At 71.6% G+C, this 17,330-nt stretch carries 12 protein-coding genes; 2 read left to right on the top strand and 10 right to left on the bottom strand.

Features of this window, described 5'->3' with window-relative positions; all coding sequences use genetic code 11:
* Window positions 1–9: 9 nt before the first annotated feature.
* Window positions 10–735 carry a Clp protease N-terminal domain-containing protein gene (locus OHU89_RS27655; RefSeq protein WP_405646731.1) on the top strand — a complete coding sequence of 242 codons (726 nt, stop codon included), beginning with the start codon at window positions 10–12 and terminating at the stop codon, window positions 733–735.
* Between the two features lie 75 nt (window positions 736–810).
* Window positions 811–2,499 (top strand): bifunctional 3'-5' exonuclease/DNA polymerase, encoded by a 1,689-nt coding sequence (locus OHU89_RS27650; RefSeq protein ID WP_405646729.1) that lies wholly within the window; start codon window positions 811–813, stop codon window positions 2,497–2,499.
* Between the two features lie 27 nt (window positions 2,500–2,526).
* Here the strand turns inward: OHU89_RS27650 and OHU89_RS27645 are convergent, their stop codons facing one another.
* From OHU89_RS27645 to OHU89_RS27600, 10 genes are all read right to left on the bottom strand, one after another.
* Window positions 2,527–5,595, bottom strand: coding sequence for a BTAD domain-containing putative transcriptional regulator (locus OHU89_RS27645; protein WP_405654676.1), 3,069 nt, complete (start codon window positions 5,593–5,595; stop codon window positions 2,527–2,529).
* 439 nt (window positions 5,596–6,034) lie between these two features.
* Window positions 6,035–6,931, bottom strand: coding sequence for a glycosyltransferase family 2 protein (locus OHU89_RS27640; RefSeq protein WP_405646727.1), 897 nt, complete (start codon window positions 6,929–6,931; stop codon window positions 6,035–6,037).
* 63 nt (window positions 6,932–6,994) lie between these two features.
* The gene (locus OHU89_RS27635) at window positions 6,995–7,432 is read right to left on the bottom strand and encodes a DUF3052 domain-containing protein (protein ID WP_405646725.1); all 438 of its coding nucleotides are present in this window, start codon (window positions 7,430–7,432) and stop codon (window positions 6,995–6,997) included.
* A 165-nt stretch (window positions 7,433–7,597) separates the two neighbouring features.
* Entirely contained in the window at window positions 7,598–10,060 is a 2,463-nt protein-coding gene (locus OHU89_RS27630) for a SpoIIE family protein phosphatase (RefSeq protein WP_405646724.1), read from the bottom strand.
* 77 nt (window positions 10,061–10,137) lie between these two features.
* Window positions 10,138–11,199, bottom strand: coding sequence for an ABC transporter permease (locus tag OHU89_RS27625; protein ID WP_405646722.1), 1,062 nt, complete (start codon window positions 11,197–11,199; stop codon window positions 10,138–10,140).
* Complete coding sequence (locus tag OHU89_RS27620) at window positions 11,192–12,742, bottom strand: sugar ABC transporter ATP-binding protein (protein WP_405646721.1); 1,551 nt, start codon at window positions 12,740–12,742, stop codon at window positions 11,192–11,194. Before OHU89_RS27620 ends, OHU89_RS27625 begins: the two co-directional genes overlap by 8 nt.
* A gap of 46 nt (window positions 12,743–12,788) precedes the next feature.
* Window positions 12,789–13,832 carry a sugar ABC transporter substrate-binding protein gene (locus tag OHU89_RS27615; protein ID WP_405646718.1) on the bottom strand — a complete coding sequence of 348 codons (1,044 nt, stop codon included), beginning with the start codon at window positions 13,830–13,832 and terminating at the stop codon, window positions 12,789–12,791.
* Window positions 13,833–13,869: 37 nt separating this feature from the next.
* Window positions 13,870–14,631, bottom strand: coding sequence for an SDR family NAD(P)-dependent oxidoreductase (locus OHU89_RS27610; protein WP_405646716.1), 762 nt, complete (start codon window positions 14,629–14,631; stop codon window positions 13,870–13,872).
* Entirely contained in the window at window positions 14,628–15,980 is a 1,353-nt protein-coding gene (locus OHU89_RS27605) for an L-fuconate dehydratase (protein WP_405646714.1), read from the bottom strand. Before OHU89_RS27605 ends, OHU89_RS27610 begins: the two co-directional genes overlap by 4 nt.
* Window positions 15,981–16,726: 746 nt before the next feature.
* Window positions 16,727–17,314 (bottom strand): isochorismatase family protein, encoded by a 588-nt coding sequence (locus OHU89_RS27600; protein ID WP_405646712.1) that lies wholly within the window; start codon window positions 17,312–17,314, stop codon window positions 16,727–16,729.
* Between the last annotated feature and the right edge of the window lie 16 nt (window positions 17,315–17,330).

Below are 17,330 nucleotides of genomic sequence, written 5' to 3'. Positions count from 1 at the left end.
GGTTGACACATGACGACGAACCCCAACATCACGTCATCCGTACGCCTCGACGACCTCATCGCGGCCATCAAGAAGGTCCACGACCAGCCGCTCGACCAGCTCGAGGACGCGGTGATCGCAGCCGACCACCTCGGTGACGTGGCCGACCATCTGATCGGCCACTTCGTGGACCAGGCCCGACGCTCGGGCGCCTCCTGGACGGACATCGGCAGGAGCATGGGCGTCACACGGCAGGCCGCGCAGAAGCGGTTCGTGCCGAAGGAGGGCGCTGAGCCCAGCGCCAACCAGGACTTCAGCCGCTTCACGACCCGTGCCCGCAACACGGTGATGGCCGCGCACAACAAGGCCGTCGCCGCCCGCAACGCCGAGGGCCGCCCCGAACACCTGGTCCTCGGCCTGCTGGCCGAACCGGACGCCCTGGCCGCCAAGGCGATCACCGCACAGGGCGTCCTCCTCGACGTCGTACGCCAGGCCGCCACCGCCGCACTACCACCGGCCGTCGAGGAGGCCCCGGAGCTCGTCCCCTACGGCTCCGACGCCAAGAAGGTCCTGGAACTCACGTTCCGTGAGGCCCTCCGCCTGGGCCACAACTACGTCGGCACCGAACACATCCTCCTGGCCCTGCTGGAGTTCGAGAACGGCGAGGGCGTGCTGTCGGGCCTGGGCATCACGAAGGAAGCGGCGGAGGAGAACGTGACGACGGCGCTGGCGAAGATCCAGGAAGAGAGGGCCTGACCCCCTGGGTCGGGGGCACGCCGCCCGGCGGCGGGCGAAGGGCCGTTGTCAGACCCTCCTGCGAGACTCGCCACCATGACCGACCGCTGGGCTCTCGCTCCGGCCGAGGACGGTGGCGTGGAGCTCGCCCCCCTCGGGACCGACGGGCTGCCCGCCGGACCGGTGCGACGGGAGGGGCATCTCGCGGGGGCCGTGCGGGGGCGGCCCGAGGTGGCGCGGTGGGTGTGGCGGTCCACGGCCGAGGTGTATCCGCGACTGCTCGCCGCGGGGGTGCGGGTCGAGCGGTGCTACGACATCGAGGACGCCGAGACCCTGCTGCTGGGCCACGCGGGGCGCTACGGCGAGCCGCGCTCGGCCGCCGCCGCCCTGGCCCGACTGCGTGGCGGCCCCGTACCGCCCGACCCGCCGCTGCGGTCGGCCGAACCCGGCTCGCAGTCCTCGCTCTTCGAGCCGCAGGCCGTCCATCTGCCGCTCGCCGACCTCCTGGAGGTGTACGCCGACCAGCAGCGCCGCCAGGACGCCACCGCCCATCCCGACCGGATGCGGCTGCTGATCACCGCCGAGTCGGCCGGGATGCTGGTGGCCGCCGAGATGAACCGCGCGGGGCTGCCGTGGAGCGCCGACGTCCACCGCCAGGTGCTGCACGAGATGCTCGGCGAGCGATACGCCGGCGGCGGTGAGCCCCGTCGCCTCGCCGAACTCGCCGACGAGGTGTCCGCGGCCTTCGGGCGCCGGGTCCGGCCCGATCTGCCCGCCGATGTCGTCAAGGCGTTCGCGCAGGCCGGCATCAAGGTGAACTCCACCCGCCGCTGGGAGCTCGAGTCGATCGACCACCCGGCCGTGAAGCCCCTGATCGAGTACAAGAAGCTGTACCGGATCTGGGTCGCCCACGGCTGGTCCTGGCTCCAGGACTGGGTGCGCGAGGGGCGGTTCCGGCCGGAGTTCCTGTGCCACGGCACGGTCACCGGCCGCTGGGTCACCAACGGCGGGGGCGCGCTGCAGATCCCCAAGGTCATCCGCCGGGCCGTCGTCGCCGACCCGGGCTGGCGGCTCGTCGTCGCCGACGCCGACCAGATGGAGCCGCGGGTGCTGGCGGCGATCTCCCGTGACCCCGGGCTGATGGAGGTGGCGGGCCGGGAGACCGACCTCTACCAGTCCGTCTCCGACCGCGCCTTCTCCGGCGACCGCGACCAGGCCAAGCTCGCCGTCCTCGGCGCGGTCTACGGCCAGACCTCCGGCGACGGCCTCAAGAACCTCGCCGCGCTCAGACGCCGCTTCCCCAAGGCGGTGGCGTACGTCGACGACGCGGCCCGCGCGGGCGAGGAGGGACGGCTCGTGCGGACCTGGCTGGGGCGGACCTGCCCACCGGCGGCGGGCGCGGGCGATGCCGCCGAGGAGGCCGGCATCCCGCAGGAGGACGCCTCCGAGACCCCCACCGACGACGGCTGGGTACCGGGGTACGCCTCCCGCAACGCCCGCGCCCGAGGCCGCTTCGCCCGTAACTTCGTCGTCCAGGGCAGCGCCGCCGACTGGACCCTGCTGCTGCTCGCCGCGCTGCGCCAGACCTGTGCGGACATGGCAGCCGAGCTGGTGTTCTTCCAGCACGACGAGGTGATGGTCCACTGTCCCGAGGAGGAGACGGAGACGGTCGTGGCGGCGATCCGGGAGGCGGCGGAGTTGGCGGCGCGGCTGACGTTCGGGCAGACGCCGGTGCGGTTCCCGTTCTCGACGTCGGTGGTGGAGTGCTATGCCGACGCCAAGTGACCGGTCCGCTGCACGGACGCCGAGTGATCAGCCGCCGCCGAGCAGGGCGTGCAGCTCGTCCACGACCGCCTTCTTGTCCGTCCCGTCCAGCGCGGCGAGGGCCGTACACCACTGTGCGCACGCCTCCTCGACGCGCCCCTGCTCCCGCAGCACCAGCCCGTACTGGTGGCGGGCGAGACCGCCCACATAGCCGTCGGCGCGGGCGTCCGCACGGCTCAGCAGCTCGGCGCACTCGCTCTCGGCCCGGTCCATGAGGCCCAGCAGCCGCAGCGCGCGCACCAGACCGAGCCGGGACTGGGACTCACCGTGCCAGTCGCCGTGGCCGCCGAGGATGCGCCGGCTCTCCTCGAAGTGCGGTACGGCGGCGGCCGGTTCGCCCAGGGAGAGATGGGCGTAGCCGATGTTGCAGTGCGCGGAGTGCTGCACGATGACGTTGCCGATCTCGGCGCCGATGGCGAGCGAGCGCCGGTGCTGCTCGATGGCGGCGCGGGGGTCGGTGTGCTCGTACAGGTTGCCGAGGTGGCCGTAGGTCACGGCCTCGCCCCAGGGGTCGTCCAACTGCCGTGACAGCTCCAGGCTCTGGCGTAGCGCCTCCCCGGACTCCTCGTACCGGCCGAGGTTCTCCAGCAGCAGGCCCCGGTTGCCGAGGCAGCGCCGGATCCTGGAGAGCACGCCGAGTCGCCGCCAGAGTGCGAGGGAGTCGTCGGTGCGGGCGAGGGACTCGCCGTGCCGGCCGGTGAGGAAGTACAGCCCGGCGAGGTCGATCAGCGCGTACGCCTCGGCGACCTCGTCCCCGAACCGTCGCGCCAGCCGGAGCGCGGCCTGTCCGAGCACCTCCATCTCGGAGACGCGGCCGCCTCGTTGGAGGTAGGGGAAGAAGAGCCGCAGGAGGGTGGCGGCATGGGCGGCGGTGCGGTCGTCGGGGGCGTCCGCGTACCGCTCGACCAGGGCGACGATGTTCTCCAGCTCCGACGTGGCCCAGGCGAAGGCCTCTTCGGAGGTGGCGAACGCCGGCACGGACAGCACGTGCGCCGTGTGCTCGGGCGGCTGCGCGGCGGTCGGGCGGCGGCGGTCGTCCTGGTCGAGGCCGGGCTCGACGATCGCGGTGAGGGTGCGTTCGACGACGGCCGTGTACCAGCGCACCGCGGTGCGGGCGACGTCCGGGGCGTGCCGGGTGTCCGCCAGTTCGCGGGCGAAGTCGCGGACCAGGTCGTGGGGGGCGTAGCGGCCGTACGCCGTCTCGTCCAGGAGCGCCACGTCGACGAGGCGGTCGAGCGCGGCCTCGGCACGGCTCGTCTCGGTGCCGAGGAGCCGGGCGATGAGGGGTGCGCCGTACGTGGGCAGGTCGAGGGCGCCGAGCCGGCGCAGCGCGAGGGCGGCGTCGCGGTCGGTGCGGCGGCCGGAGGCGGCGAGCGCGTCGTGGGCGACGGCCAGGGAACGGCGTACGGACAGGTCGTCGTACTCCAGGTGCCGCAACCTGTCCTCCGTGGCGGCCAGCTGGTCGGCCAGCACATCGGGGGTGAGGGCGCGGCGCGCGGCCAGGCGGGCGGCGACGATGCGCAGGGCGAGCGGGAGGCGGCCGGTGAGTTCGACCAGGGGATGGGCGGCGTGGATGCGGTCGGCGTCCTCGCCGCTGCCGGTGCCGTCGTCGCCGTCCCGGCCGGACACCGTCCGCAGCAGCGCCGCGCTGTCCTCCGCCGACAGCGGGGCGAGCGGGAAACGGCGGGCGCCGTCGAGGGCCGTCAGCGGGGAGCGGCTGGTGACGATCACCGCGCAGCCGGTGCCGGCCGGCAGCAACTGCCGTACCTGCGCTGCGGTCGCGGCGTCGTCCAGCACCATGAGCGTGCGCGTCGGCGCGAGCAGGGAACGCAGCAACGCGGCTGCCGCGTCCGGGTGTTCGGGGATGGCACGGGGGTCGGCGCCCAGGTCGCGCAGGAGTGCGGTGAGCGCCTGGGACGGCGTGAGGGGGGTCATGCCGGGGGTGGCGCCGTGCAGGTTGACGTACAGCTGGCCGTCGGGGAAGCGTTCCCGCAGGCCATGGGCGACATGCAGGGCGAGTGCGCTCTTGCCCACACCGGCCATGCCGCTGATGACGGCGACGGCGGCGGCGGGGGCGTCGGACAGGGTCCGGCGTACGGCGTCGAGGACGGTTGCGCGACCGGTGAAGTGCGCTGGTGGCGGAGGGAGTTGGGCAGGGCGGGGCGGGCCTGTGGGCATCCCCCCGGGCTCGGCGCCGTCCGCTCCGGGCCCGGTCCCCGCGTCCTCGGCCCCGTCGGCCGCACCGACGACCGACGCACCCTCGCCTCCGCCTCCGCCACTCCCCTCGCTCCTCCCGGCGGACGCCCCCGTCGCCTCCCGCAACACCTCGACATGCGCCTTCCGCACCCCCGCCCCCGGCTCCACGCCGAGCTCCTCGACCAGCCGCGTCCGCAGATCCCGGTGGACGGCCAGCGCCTCCGCCTGCCGCCCCGTCCGGTGGAGGGCCAGCATCAGCTGACGGTGGAAGGCCTCGCGCAGCGGATGTTCGGCGGCCAGGGACGTCAGTTCCAGGACCAGACCGTCGAGCCGGTCACCGACGGCGAGCTCGGCGTCGTAGCGCCACTCCAGAAGCAGCAGCCGCGCCTCGCGCAGCCGCTGCACGAAGGCGTATCCGCCCAGCTCGGCCGGGAGGCCGCTGAGCGGCGAGCCGCGCCACAGCGCGAGCCCCTCGGTGCACGCGCGCACCGTCCGTGCCCAGTCCCGCCCGGCGTGCGCGGCGCGCGCCTCGGCGACGTGGGTGTCGAAGACATGGACGTCCAGCTCGCCCTGCTCGACCCGGAGCAGATAGCCGGGCGGTACGGCCCGCAGCCGCTCGGGGTCGTCGAGCAGCCGTCGCAGCCGGGTGACGTGGTTGTGCAGCGAGGCGTGGGCGGAGGCGGGCGGCGCCCCGCCCCACAGCGCGTCCTTGAGGGAGTCGACCGAGACGGTACGGCCCGCCTCGAGAAGCAGCGCGGCCAGCAGCGTCCGCACCTTGGGGCTGCCCACCACTCGGGTCGCGCCGGCGTCGTAGAGAACCGGCGGCCCCAGCAGTCCGAACCGCAGCTCGCACGGCTTCACACCGAACCACTGCCTTCCCACGCGCCGCACCCGGCCGCGCTCCGCACTCGAAAACCCACCGCTTCTGGCGGGATTCCGCCCTCTGTACAGCGGTTTCCCGCCACGTATCGCCGACCGGCGATCCGGCCGGAATCCGCCACCGTACCGGCCGTCCGAGGCCGCCGCCCGGCGACTTCACGCCAATCGGCCGACGACCCCAAAGCGGACCGCTGGCCACATGTTAGCGATCTGTTGGCGCCGCCTGATGTGATCACTTCATCGGATCTGGCCCGAGGGTGCGCGCGTACGACGCGTTGCTCGGGGGAGTGTCGCCGTCGTGGCCGGATCCGGGGACGCGAGAGGGCCCCGGTCGCCGGAGGTGAGCGACCGGGGCCCTCGTCCCTTCTTCTCGATCCTCTCGGAAGGCCCTCTCAGCGGGCAGGCCCCGGCACGGCCCGGCTCAGATGACGGGCGGCCGTCCCAGCCGTGTGAGCAGCCAGACCGTGCGCCAGCGCATGGGCCGCCGCTCCCCTGCCGACTCCCGTATCCCTTCCGCGAACCCGCCGAACCAGGCGCGCAGCCCGGCCGCCGACCGGTTCCGTACGAGCGTGAGCAGCACCCAGACCCCGAGATGGACCGGGATGAGCGCGAGCGGCAGCCGACGCCGGGCCAGCCAGACGCGGTTGCGGGCGTTCACGCGGTAGTAGACGGCGTGCCGGGCGGGCGAGGTCTTCGGGTGCTGGAGCAGCAGTTCGGGCGCGTACAGGATCCGCCAGCCCGCGTCGGCGGCCCGCCATGCCAGGTCGGTCTCCTCGTGCGCGAAGAAGAACTGGGCCGGCCAGTCGCCGATCTCGTCGAGCATCGCCATGCGAAAGCCGTGCCCGCCGCCGAGGAAGCCGGTCACATATCCGCCCCGCAGCGGATCGGAGGCACCGACCCGGGGCACGTGCCGCTGCTGGGTCTCCCCGTGCTCGTCGGCGATCCGGAAGCCCACGACGCCGAGTTGCCCGTCGGCGGTGAACAACTCCCGTACCCGCCGCAGCACATCGGCGTCGACGAGCAGCCCGTCGTCGTCCAGCTCGACGACGACGTCGACGTCCCCGAACTCCCGCAGCCGCGCGAGCCCGACATTGCGCCCGCCGGGACAGCCGAGGTTCTCCTCCAGCTCCACGACGGTGACTTCACCGGGCAGCGACAGCCGCTCGGCGAACTCCGGCAGCCGGCAGCCGTTCCCGACGATCACGATCCGCGCGGGCGCCACGTCCTGCTTGGCCACGGACTCCAGCAGCGCGTCGACCTCCTCCGGCCGGTTCCCCATGGTCACGACGGCGACGGCGACGCGTAGCGCCTCCCCCATGCCCTCACCTCATCCCGGCTCGCAAGTACCGCCGCGATGCTAGCCGTTCACGGTAAGGACGTCTCATGTACGCGGGTTCGCAGCGTGATCCGTACGCCGGTTCTCCTTCCGGCGTACGAACTTCAGCCCAGACCAGTCCTCCCCCAGCGCCGCCACCTTCACGTCGACGACACCGAGCGGGAGGAAGATCTCCCGCAGATCGTCCTCACCGATGTCACTGACATGCCCGGCCGCCTTCCGGGGCCAGGCGATCCACAGCATGGCGTCGTCGGCGAGGCCGTCCACGAGCCGGGCCGCCTCGGCCGCCAGCTCCCGCCGCTCCCGATAGAAGGCGACGCCGACATCGACCCCGCGCGGCCCGCCCTCCACGACCTCGCACCCGTCGGGCAGCCCGGGAATGTCCCACGCCTCGGGCGCATGCCGCAGCCCCACCCGCTGTCCGCCCTTGATGCCGATCTTCCGGGCAAGGGGCGTACCGGAGTATCCGCTCGTCACGCACATCACCTCCGCTCCTCCCATCGTGACGGCCCGGGCCGCGTGCGGAGGTGGACATGGCGACGCACCTCGCGGTCCAGGTAGCGGACACATCCCACCGCGAGGTGCGGGGCCCGCTCCTGAAACGGCGGCGGTACGACCGGACGGGCCGACACCCTGAAAGGTGAACCGTCAGCGTCCGTCCGGGTCGCCCACCCGACCCGGGAGGTCCTGCTCCGCCCAGATGATCTTTCCGGACCGGGTGTAGCGCGTACCCCAACGGCGGGTCATCTGAGCGACCAGGAACAACCCCCTGCCGCCCTCGTCGGTCGTCCGCGCATGGCCCATCCGGGGCGAGGTGTTGCTGGCGTCGGACACCTCGCAGATCAACTTGTCGTGCCGGACCATCCGCAGCCTGACGGGCCCGGTGCCGTGCCGGATGGCGTTGGTGACCAACTCGCTGACGACCAGTTCCGTGGTCATCACCAGGTCGTCCAGCTGCCATCCGAGCAGCTGGCGGACAACCAGCTTCCTGGCGCTCGCGACGATCGCCGGATCCGTCGGCAGGTCCCACGAGGCGACCCGGTCGGCGCCCAGCGAATGCGGCCGGGCCAGGAGGAGGGCGACGTCGTCGGTCTGCGGGCCGGTCAGCAGATTGTTCACGACCGCCGAGCACAGCTCCTCGAGCGGCAGGCCGGACTGCGCGAGCACATCGCTGAGGCGGGACAACCCGACGTCGATGTCCTGGTCACTGCTCTCGATGAGGCCGTCGGTGTAGAGGGCGATCAGACTCCCCTCGGGCAGGGAGATCTCGGCGGACTCGAAGGGCAACGAGCCGAGGCCCAGCGGAGGGCCCGCCGGAAGGTCCGGGAAGGAGACCTTGCCGCCGGGGGCGACCACGGCGGGCGGCGGATGTCCGGCCCGGGCCATGGTGCACAGCTGGGTGACCGGGTCGTAGATGGCGTAGAGGCAGGTGGCGCCCAGTACCGCCGTGGCGATGGGCTCGTCGTCGCCGCCCTTCTCCTCCGTCAAGCGGATCACCAGGTCGTCCAGGTGGGCCAGCAGCTCGTCGGGCGGCAGGTCCATGTCGGCGAGCGTCTGTACGGCGGTCCGCAGCCTGCCCATGGTCGCCGCGGCGTTGAGGCCGTGCCCGACGACGTCACCGACGACCAGGGCGACCCGGGCGCCGGACAGCTGGATCACATCGAACCAGTCGCCGCTCACCCCGCCCCGGGCATCGGCAGGCAGATAGCGCGACGCCACCTCCATGGCGGTCCCGCCGTTGAGCCCCTGCGGGAGCAGACTCCGCTGCAGGGCCAGCGCCGCGGCATGCTCACGGGTGTAGCGGCGGGCGTTCTCCACCCACACCGCGGCCCGGCTGACCAGCTCCTCGGCGAGCAGCAGATCGTCCTCCTCGAACGGCTGCGGATGCTCCATACGGATGAAGGTCGCCACTCCCAGCACGGTGCCGCGCGCGGACAGCGGCACCCACATCACCGAGTGCATCCCGAACTCCGCGATGCTCTTGGCCCGTGCCGGGTCCTGAGCGATCCACGGGGCGGTGGCCGGGTCCAGGTACGGCTCCAGCACCGCCCTGCCGTTGACCATGCTCTCGAAGTACGGCGAGGACTCGGGTGCGTCGATCGAGTCGCCGGTGGTGACCACCGACTCCGGGCAGCCCTCGTGGATCGACTGCTGTCCGGCGCGCCGCACCAGAAACGCGCTGCCGGCCGGCCCCGAACCGGGTTCGTCGCCGTGCAGCACCGCTTCCAGCAGGTCGACGGTCACGAAGTCGGCGAGCCGCGGTACCGAGAAGTCGGCCAGTTCCTGGGCGGTCCGCATCACGTTCAGCGTGCCGCCGATACAGGCGCTGGCCTCGCTGAGCAGGGCCAGGCGCTCGCGGGCCCGCCATCTGTCGGTGACGTCCATGCCCATGTAGCACACGCCCAGCGGGTTGCCGTCCGGGGCGTCGAGCCGAAAGAACGACGTGGAGTAGGCGTGTTCCTGGTGCGGATCCGCCCAGGTCCAGCCCCGGTACTCGTAGTCGATGACCGGGACGCCGGTCTCCAGCACCTGCCGCATCTTGGCTTCGAGCGCCTCCGTGTTCAGACCCGGCAACGAGTCCGACATCCGGTGCCCGAGCCGCTGCTCGCGCGGCACACCGCCGTAGCGCTCCAAGGTGTCGTTCATCCACACGTACCGCAGGTCCGGGCTGAGCATGGCCATGCCGAGCGGCGAGCGGATGAGAAAGGCCTCCAGCACCTCCCCGCTGACCGCCCAGGTCGGAGCCTTCGACACGTCGATCGCCGATACGAGCCAGGCCTTGCGGTCGTCGGTGTCGGACATCGCGGTCACCCGCAGCCCGACCTCGAGACGGCGGCCGTCCCGGTGGCGGGCGCCCACCAGGCCGACCCAGCTCTCCCGGCTCCCGCACTCCTCTGCGACCTCGGCCGCACGTGACGCGTCCTCGGGCCGGGCCAGCAGAGTGGCGGCGGAGCGGTCGAGGACCTCCGCCGCGCGGTATCCCAGGAGCCGCTCGGCGGCCCCCGTCCAGCCGATGACCGTGCCCTTCGCGTCGATCACCGCGGCAGCCACATTCGCCATCTCGAACGGTCCATGTGTTCCGTCCGGTGTGACCTCCTTGGGGACCTTCATGACAGCCGTCCCATCTGGCGGGTGGCATATGGGTCATTCTATGGCGTAGCGACCGGCGCTGCTCCCTCCGGACCGTTCTACTCCTGGCCCTCGCCGGTGATGAGCCGGGCGATCATCAGCGCCACCAGGATGATCGCGCCGTAGATGGCCTGGATCCAGAAGGACGACACCTGCGCCAGGGTGAGCAGGTTCTCCAGCATGCCCAGCAGCAGGACCCCCAGCAGCGCCCCGGCCAGTGATCCCCGGCCGCCGCTCAGGCTGATGCCGCCGATGACGGCGGCCGCGAACACGGTGAAGATCAGGCCCTGTCCCTGATTGGCGTTGATCGCCCCGACCCGCCCGGCGATCACCAGGCCGGCCAGCGCGGCCAGGGTTCCGCCGATGACCAGAACTCCCCAGGCCACCCGTTCGACCCGGATGCCCGCCGCCCGCGCCGCGGGTGCGTTGCCGCCCACCGCGTACACCGCGCGTCCCAGCCGGTGGTAGCGCAGCACCCACCCCGCGCCGGCGAAACAGGCACCGGTCACCCACACGGAGACGGGGACGCCGAGCCAGGTGTCGGACCCGAGAGCCAGGAACGCGGCGGGGGCGTCGAACAGGGTCTTGCCGGACACCATGCCGACCAGGACTCCGCGCAGCACGATGTTCATCGCCAGGGTCACGATGAAGCCGTTGAGCTGGAGCTTCACGATCAGCAGACCGTTCACGGCCCCGATCAGCGCCCCCGTGAGCGGAATGATCAGCAGGCCGAACCAGGTGGGCAGTTCGCTGCCGAAACCCGCCGAGACCGCCGGGATCACGGCCATGAAACCGAGGGCCGGGGCGAGCCCCGCGATCGACTCCAGCGAGAGGTCCATCTTGCCGCTGATCAGGATCATCGCCTCGGCGAGCACCAGCAGTCCGAGCGCCGAGGAGGCGCTGAGCACGTTCAGCAGGTTGTCCCGCTCCAGGAAGCTCTCGTTGCTGACCGCGCCGATGACCAGCAGCAGGAGCACCGCGGGCAGCAGCGCGAGGTCGCGGATCCGGCCCAGGGCGATGGTGCGGACGGGACGGCGGACCGCGGTGTCCGGCCCGCCGCCGGGCGTCGGGTCGCCTTTCGTCGGGCCGCTGTCCGGGCCGTTCGGCGCGGTGTCATTCATGGCGGGTGCCGACCCCTTCGATCGAGGCCACCAGTTCTTCGTCGGTCCAGCCGACGGTGTACTCGGCGGCGAGAGAGCCGTTGAACATCACCAGGACGCGGTCGCAGCTCCGCAGGTCCGCCAGCTCGTCCGAGACGACGAGCGCCGCGCGCCCCGCGGCCCTGGCCCGGTCGACGACCGCCAGCAGCGCCCGCTTGGACTGCACGTCGACACCCGCCGTCGGGTTGATGAGCACCAGTACCGGCGGGTCGGTGGCCAGCGCCCGGCCCATGACGACCTTCTGCTGATTACCGCCCGACAGGTCCTTGACCGGCTGGTCCGGGCCGTCCGTCGTGATGTCGAGACCGGTGATCGTCCGGCGGGCGAAGGCGTCCCGGGCTTGGCGCGAGATCACGCCCAGCCGCCCCAGCCGGTCCATGATGCTCAGGGAGGCGTTCTCGGCCACCGAAAGCTCCGGTACGAGCCCTTCGTGGTGCCGGTCGCGCGGCACACAACCCACGCCCGCCGCGAGCGCCGAGGGGACACTGCCCGGCCGCGTCGCACGGCCGAGAACCTCGATCCGCCCGCTGTCGGGCCGGTACAGCCCGGCCAGCGCCTCGGCGACCTGATGGCTCCCGGAGCCCGCGAGCCCGGTCAGCCCCACCGTCTCGCCGAACCGGACGGTGAAGCTGACGTCCGTGAAATGCGGGCCGCTCAGCCGGTCCACCCGTACGGCCACGGGCACGTCCGCCGGCTGCGACCCGCTCGCGCCGGCGCCGGGGACCGCGGCCGTGCCCCGCCCTCCGGTCATCGCCTCGATGAGCTCGGTCCTGCCCAGCTCGCCCACGGGCGCCGTGGTGATCCAGCGGGCGTCGCGGAAGACGGTGACGGCCTGGCAGACGGCGTACACCTCCTCCAGATGGTGGGAGATGTAGAGAAAGGTGATCCCGGCCCGCTGCAACCGCCGGACATGGGTGAACAGACGGTCGATCGCCCGGCTGTCCAGCTGGGCGGTCGGCTCGTCCAGGATGATGAACCGGGTTCCGCGAGAGATCGACCTGGCGATCTCCACCATCTTGGCGTCCTCGACGGTGAGCCTGCCGGCCGGCACGTTCTCGTCGACCTCCACACCCCATTCGCCCAGCAGCTCGCGGGCCGCCGCGCGCATCCGCCGCCAGCTGATCACCTGGCCGCGAACCGTGGGCTGCCGGTTGACGTACAGGTTCTCGGCGACCGTGAGATCACGGATGATCGTCGACTGCTGGTAGACGCAGGCGACCCGCCGCTGCCACGCCTCACGGTCCGCCGGGTCGGGCGCGGGTTCGCCGTCGAACAGGACGACGCCGCGGTCCGGCCGCTGCATGCCGGTCAGGATGGCCACCAGGGTCGACTTGCCGGCCCCGTTACGGCCGACCAGGGCGTGCGACTCCCCGGCCCGGACGGTGATCCGCGCATCGTCCAGGGCCACGGTGGGCCCGTAGCGCTTGTGGATCCCGTGGGCCTCGGCCACTGCGCGGCGCCCGGTGCCCTCGGCGCGGGGGTCGATCGGTGGCGTCCGGTTCATCGCGGTCTCGCTTTCCTGAGGGCCCGGGCAGGCGGTCCACCGGGGGTCAGGAGCTCTTGCCGATCCGGTTGCCCCACAGGGACGCGTCGTCGACGTTGTCCTCGGTCACCAGCGGTGCCGGGAGCTGGTCCTCCAGGATTCCGCTGGGCAGCCGGACGATGGTGCTGTCGTGGTCGGTCGGGCCCGGACGGAAGGTCTCGCCCTCCATCACCCGCTTGATGTAGTAGATGCCGTACTTGGCGTACTGGTCGGCCGGCTGGGAGACGGTCGCATCGATCTGGCCCTTGCGGATCGCGTCCAGCTCCTGCGGGATGCCGTCGTTGGAGACGATCACGATGTGCCCCGGGCTGCCGGCTGCCACCAGCGCGTCGTGCCGCCGCAGCGTGCTCAGCGTGGGGGCCAGGTACACTCCGCCGGCCTGCATGTAGATGCCCTTGATATCGGGGTGGGCGGTGTACAGCGCCTCCAGGCCGGCGGCCGCCCTTTCCGCCTTCCAGGCGGCGGGAACGTCCAGCACCTCGATGCCCGGGTAGTTCTTCTTGACGCACGAGCTGAATGCCTCCGAGCGATCCCGCCCGTTGACCGACGCCAAGTCGCCCTGGATCTGTACGACCTTGCCGCTCCTCACCGCATCGCCGATCCGGCGGCAGGCCTTCTCCCCGTAGGCGCGGTTGTCGGCCCTGACCACCATCGCGACCTTGCCCTTGTCCGGCGCCACGTCGACGGCGACCACCGGCACGTCCTTGCGCTGCGCGGCATTCAGCCCGGCGACGATCGCCGCGGAGTCCAGCGGGGAGACGACCAGGCCCTTCACGTCCTGGGCGAGCAGATTCTGGATGTCGGTGATCTGTTTGCTCGGATCGGAGTCGGAGTTCACCGTCTGCAGCACGCGGACGTCCTGGGCGGCGGCCTGCTCGGGGATGTAGGAGTCGTACGACTCCCAGAACGGTGAGGTGAGCAGCGGCAGGACCACTCCCACCTTGCCCGAAGCGGTGTCGGTGGTGCTGCTCGTGCCCCCACCGCAGGCGGTGACGGCCGGCCCGCAGCAGAGTGCGAGGGCTGTTCCGACAGCGGCGATGCGTCGCTTCATGGTGCTCGGCTCCGAGTAGGTGGCGGTCAGTGTGAGGTCAGTGGAAGGAGTCCGGGTGTCTACGGATGCCCTGCATCCCTCCGTCCACGGCGAGTGCCGTCCCGGTGGTGGCACCGGCCAGTGGCCCGGCGAGATACGCGATGGCGTCCGCGACCTGCTGGGCGGTGACCAGGCGGCCGGTGGGCTGGCGGGCGATGAGAGCGGCGCGTTCGGCCTCCGGATCGTCGGAGTGTTCGAGCAGCCGGCGCACCCAGGGGGTGTCCACGGTGCCCGGGGTGACGCAGTTGACCCGGATGCCCTCGCCGATGTGGTCGGCGGCCATAGCCAGGGTCAGCGCGAGCACCGCGCCCTTGCTCGCCGCGTACAGCGCCCGCTGCGGCAGCCCGGCCAGCGCCACGACCGAGCAGGTGTTGACGATGGCCGCGCTGGGGGACCGGCGCAGATACGGCAGTGCCGCCCGGCTGGTGCGGACGATGCCGAGCACATTGACGTCCAGCACGTGGTGCCATTCGTCGTCCGGGTTGTCCTCGACGGTGCCCTGGGCGCCGATCCCGGCGTTGTTGACCAGCACATCCAGGCCCCCGAACAGGTCCGCCACCCGGCTCACCGCGTCGGCCACCGATACGGCGTCCCCGACATCGACCTGTACCGGGTGCAGCCACGCGGGCCCCGGAACCCGGTCGAGCACCGCCACCCGGCATCCCCTCGCGGCCAGGGTCTCGGCGGTGGCCAGACCGATCCCGGACGCACCGCCGGTGACGACCGCGGCCAGCCCCTGGAACTCCTCCCCGGTGTTCATGCCGGGGCGCCTTCGGCCGGGGGCAGGTCGTACGGGACCTGCCAGGCGGCACCGCCGGGGAACGCGTACGCGGCGAGCGACTCGGGCCGCATCGCCGAGCTGAAGCCGGGGGCGGTCGGGGCCGCGTACCGCCCCCGGACGATCACGGCCGGGTCGAGGAAGTGCTCGTGCAGATGATCCACGTACTCGAGGACCCGGTCCTGAACGGTGCCGGAGACCGCCAGATAGTCGAACATCGCCAGATGCTGCACGAGCTCGCACAGGCCCACCCCGCCCGCGTGCGGACACACGGGGATCCCGAACTTGGCCGCGAGCAGGAGGATCGCCAGATTCTCGTTGACGCCCCCGACCCGGCAGGCGTCCAGCTGCAGAAAGTCGATCGCGTCCGCCTGGAGCAGCTGCTTGAACATCACCCGGTTGTGCACGTGTTCGCCCGTCGCCACCCGCACCGGCGCCACTTCCCGGCGGATCTGCGCGAGGCCGAGAATGTCGTCCGGGCTGGTCGGCTCCTCGATCCAGTACGGGTCGAACTCCGCCAGCCGCCGGACCCACCCGACCGCCTCCTCGACCCCCCAGCGCTGATTGGCGTCCAACGCCAGCCGCACCCCGGGGCCGATCGCCCCCCGCGCGGTACGGCACCGCCGCACATCGTCGGCCAGGTCGGCGCCGACCTTGAGTTTGATCTGCCGGAACCCGCTGTCCACGGCCTCCCGGGCCAGCCCGGCGACCTTGCTGTCCGGGTAACCGAGCCAGCCAGGGGACGTGGCATACGCCGGATACCCCTCGGCGAGCAGCCGCGCCTCCCGCGCCTCCATCCCGCCCCGCGCCCGCCGCAGAATCCCCAGCGCCTCATCGGGGGTCAGCGCGTCCTCCAGATAGCGGAAGTCGATCAACGCGACCACCTGCTCCGGCGCGAGGTCGGCCAGCAGCTTCCACAGCGGCTTCCGCTCCCGCTTCGCGTACAGATCCCATACGGCGTTCACCACGGCCCCGATGGCCATGTGCACCACGCCCTTCTCCGGCCCCAGCCAGCGCAGCTGACTGTCACCGACGAGCGAGCGGCAGAACCCTCCGAGGTCGGACAGGACCTCTCCCAGCCGCAGCCCCACCACATGCGGGCGCAGCGCCTTGATCGCCGCCACCTCGACCTCGTTGCCCCGGCCGATGGTGAAGCAGAACCCGTGCCCCTCCAGCCCGTCCCCGGCATCGGTGCGGATGATCACATACGAAGCCGAATAGTCCGGATCGGGATTCATCGCGTCCGACCCCTCGAGCCGACGGGATGTGGGAAACCGGATGTCGTAGGCGTCCAGCGCCGTGATCCGCCCCCGCGTCGGGTCGGGCCTCATGGCAGGCGGATCATCGAGGTCATCGGGAGGACTCCACGGAATCAGGCCTGACGGCAGACTTGGATACCCAAATGACTGTATATCGCCCAAATGACCCGCGCGCATTGCCGCACGACTGTGTCTCCGAGGCCTGCCCTCCATCGCAACCAGCACGGCAACCAGGCGGAAAACAGAACAGCGGCTCCCCGAAGGAAGCCGCTGGTCAAAGGTGGAGCCGCCTTCGGGATTCGAACCCGAGACCTACGCATTACGAGACCACGGGGGTTCGTGACGCCTCGTTCCGGCTCGTGCCCCCCCGGTGCTGTTCTGCCTGATCAGAGCACGTACGGACAGTTCTATGGTGACGCCCTGTGTTACCTCGTCCAAAGGCGTCCGGCCGCACTGTGGCCGCACATGGCCGCACCTTCGGGTGAACCAGGCCACCAAAACCCCATTGTCACTCTCCTACAGAGTAGCCACGACGGTACTGCTCCTGCACAGGAACCAGACCAGTCAACGACGGCGCAGCCCTGCGCGGATCTCCGCGAAGATCGGCTCTGCCATCCGCTGCGCAGTGAGGCTCACTGGTCAAGCGGTGATTTTTGCGACCTGTTCCTCGCCGGCTGCTACCGCTGGAGGCTCCGTGACTACTACGGGGACGTGGGACGGCCGGGCTTGGGCTCGCTGAACCATCGTTGCAGCAGGACAGGGACTGATCCGGTCCCTCGTCTGTGAACACAGGGGTCGGAGAGACTGGACTGGGCTGTTCAGACGACAACAGGTTCGCCGCTCAGTGCGACACCGGCCCGGCGCAGCTCGTCGAGTGCGGTGCGCGTGGTGTCGGCGGCGACGCCGGCGGTGTAGTCGAGCAGGACCCGCACCGTGAAGCCCGCGCGCACTCCGTCGAGTGCGGTGGCCTTCACGCAGTGATCGGTCGCGATGCCGACGACGTCGAGGTCGGTGATGTCGCGGGCCTTCAGCCAGGCGGAAAGTGTCGTGCCGTCCTGGGTGAAGCCCTCGAAACCGCTCTTCGAGGCGGAGTGTGCGCCCTTGAAAATGACCTCGTCGACGTGCCCGGAGTCCACGGCGGGCGCGAAGTCCGGATGGAACTCGCCTCCCTCACTGCCGACGACGCAATGCACGGGGAACGAGTCCTGGAAGTCGGGATTCTCGGAGAAGTGGGCGCCCGGGTCGATGTGGTGGTCACGGGTGGCGACGACGAAGGCGTACCGCCCGTCGGCGTGCCCGACCAGCTCGGCGATGGCGGCGGCCCGGCCTGCGCCGCCCTTCACCGGAACGCTGCCGCCCTCGCAGAAGTCCTTCTGTACATCGACGATGATCAGTGCACGACGCATGGAAAAGCCCTTTCCC

It is taken from the genome of Streptomyces sp. NBC_00019, assembly GCF_045041015.1.
Taxonomy (GTDB): domain Bacteria; phylum Actinomycetota; class Actinomycetes; order Streptomycetales; family Streptomycetaceae; genus Streptomyces.
The sequence above is the reverse complement of the archived record's forward strand: the minus strand, read 5'-3'. Positions and strand labels throughout refer to the sequence as shown.

What these genes read in the sequence shown, in the direction of transcription:
- OHU89_RS27655 (WP_405646731.1), top strand. Translation starts at nt 10, where the DNA reads ATGACGACGAACCCCAACATCACGTCATCCGTACGCCTCGACGACCTC.
- OHU89_RS27650 (WP_405646729.1), top strand. Translation starts at nt 811, where the DNA reads ATGACCGACCGCTGGGCTCTCGCTCCGGCCGAGGACGGTGGCGTGGAG.
- OHU89_RS27640 (WP_405646727.1), bottom strand. Translation starts at nt 6,931, where the DNA reads ATGGGGGAGGCGCTACGCGTCGCCGTCGCCGTCGTGACCATGGGGAAC.
- OHU89_RS27635 (WP_405646725.1), bottom strand. Translation starts at nt 7,432, where the DNA reads ATGTGCGTGACGAGCGGATACTCCGGTACGCCCCTTGCCCGGAAGATC.
- OHU89_RS27630 (WP_405646724.1), bottom strand. Translation starts at nt 10,060, where the DNA reads ATGAAGGTCCCCAAGGAGGTCACACCGGACGGAACACATGGACCGTTC.
- OHU89_RS27625 (WP_405646722.1), bottom strand. Translation starts at nt 11,199, where the DNA reads ATGAATGACACCGCGCCGAACGGCCCGGACAGCGGCCCGACGAAAGGC.
- OHU89_RS27620 (WP_405646721.1), bottom strand. Translation starts at nt 12,742, where the DNA reads ATGAACCGGACGCCACCGATCGACCCCCGCGCCGAGGGCACCGGGCGC.
- OHU89_RS27615 (WP_405646718.1), bottom strand. Translation starts at nt 13,832, where the DNA reads ATGAAGCGACGCATCGCCGCTGTCGGAACAGCCCTCGCACTCTGCTGC.
- OHU89_RS27610 (WP_405646716.1), bottom strand. Translation starts at nt 14,631, where the DNA reads ATGAACACCGGGGAGGAGTTCCAGGGGCTGGCCGCGGTCGTCACCGGC.
- OHU89_RS27605 (WP_405646714.1), bottom strand. Translation starts at nt 15,980, where the DNA reads ATGAGGCCCGACCCGACGCGGGGGCGGATCACGGCGCTGGACGCCTAC.
- OHU89_RS27600 (WP_405646712.1), bottom strand. Translation starts at nt 17,314, where the DNA reads ATGCGTCGTGCACTGATCATCGTCGATGTACAGAAGGACTTCTGCGAG.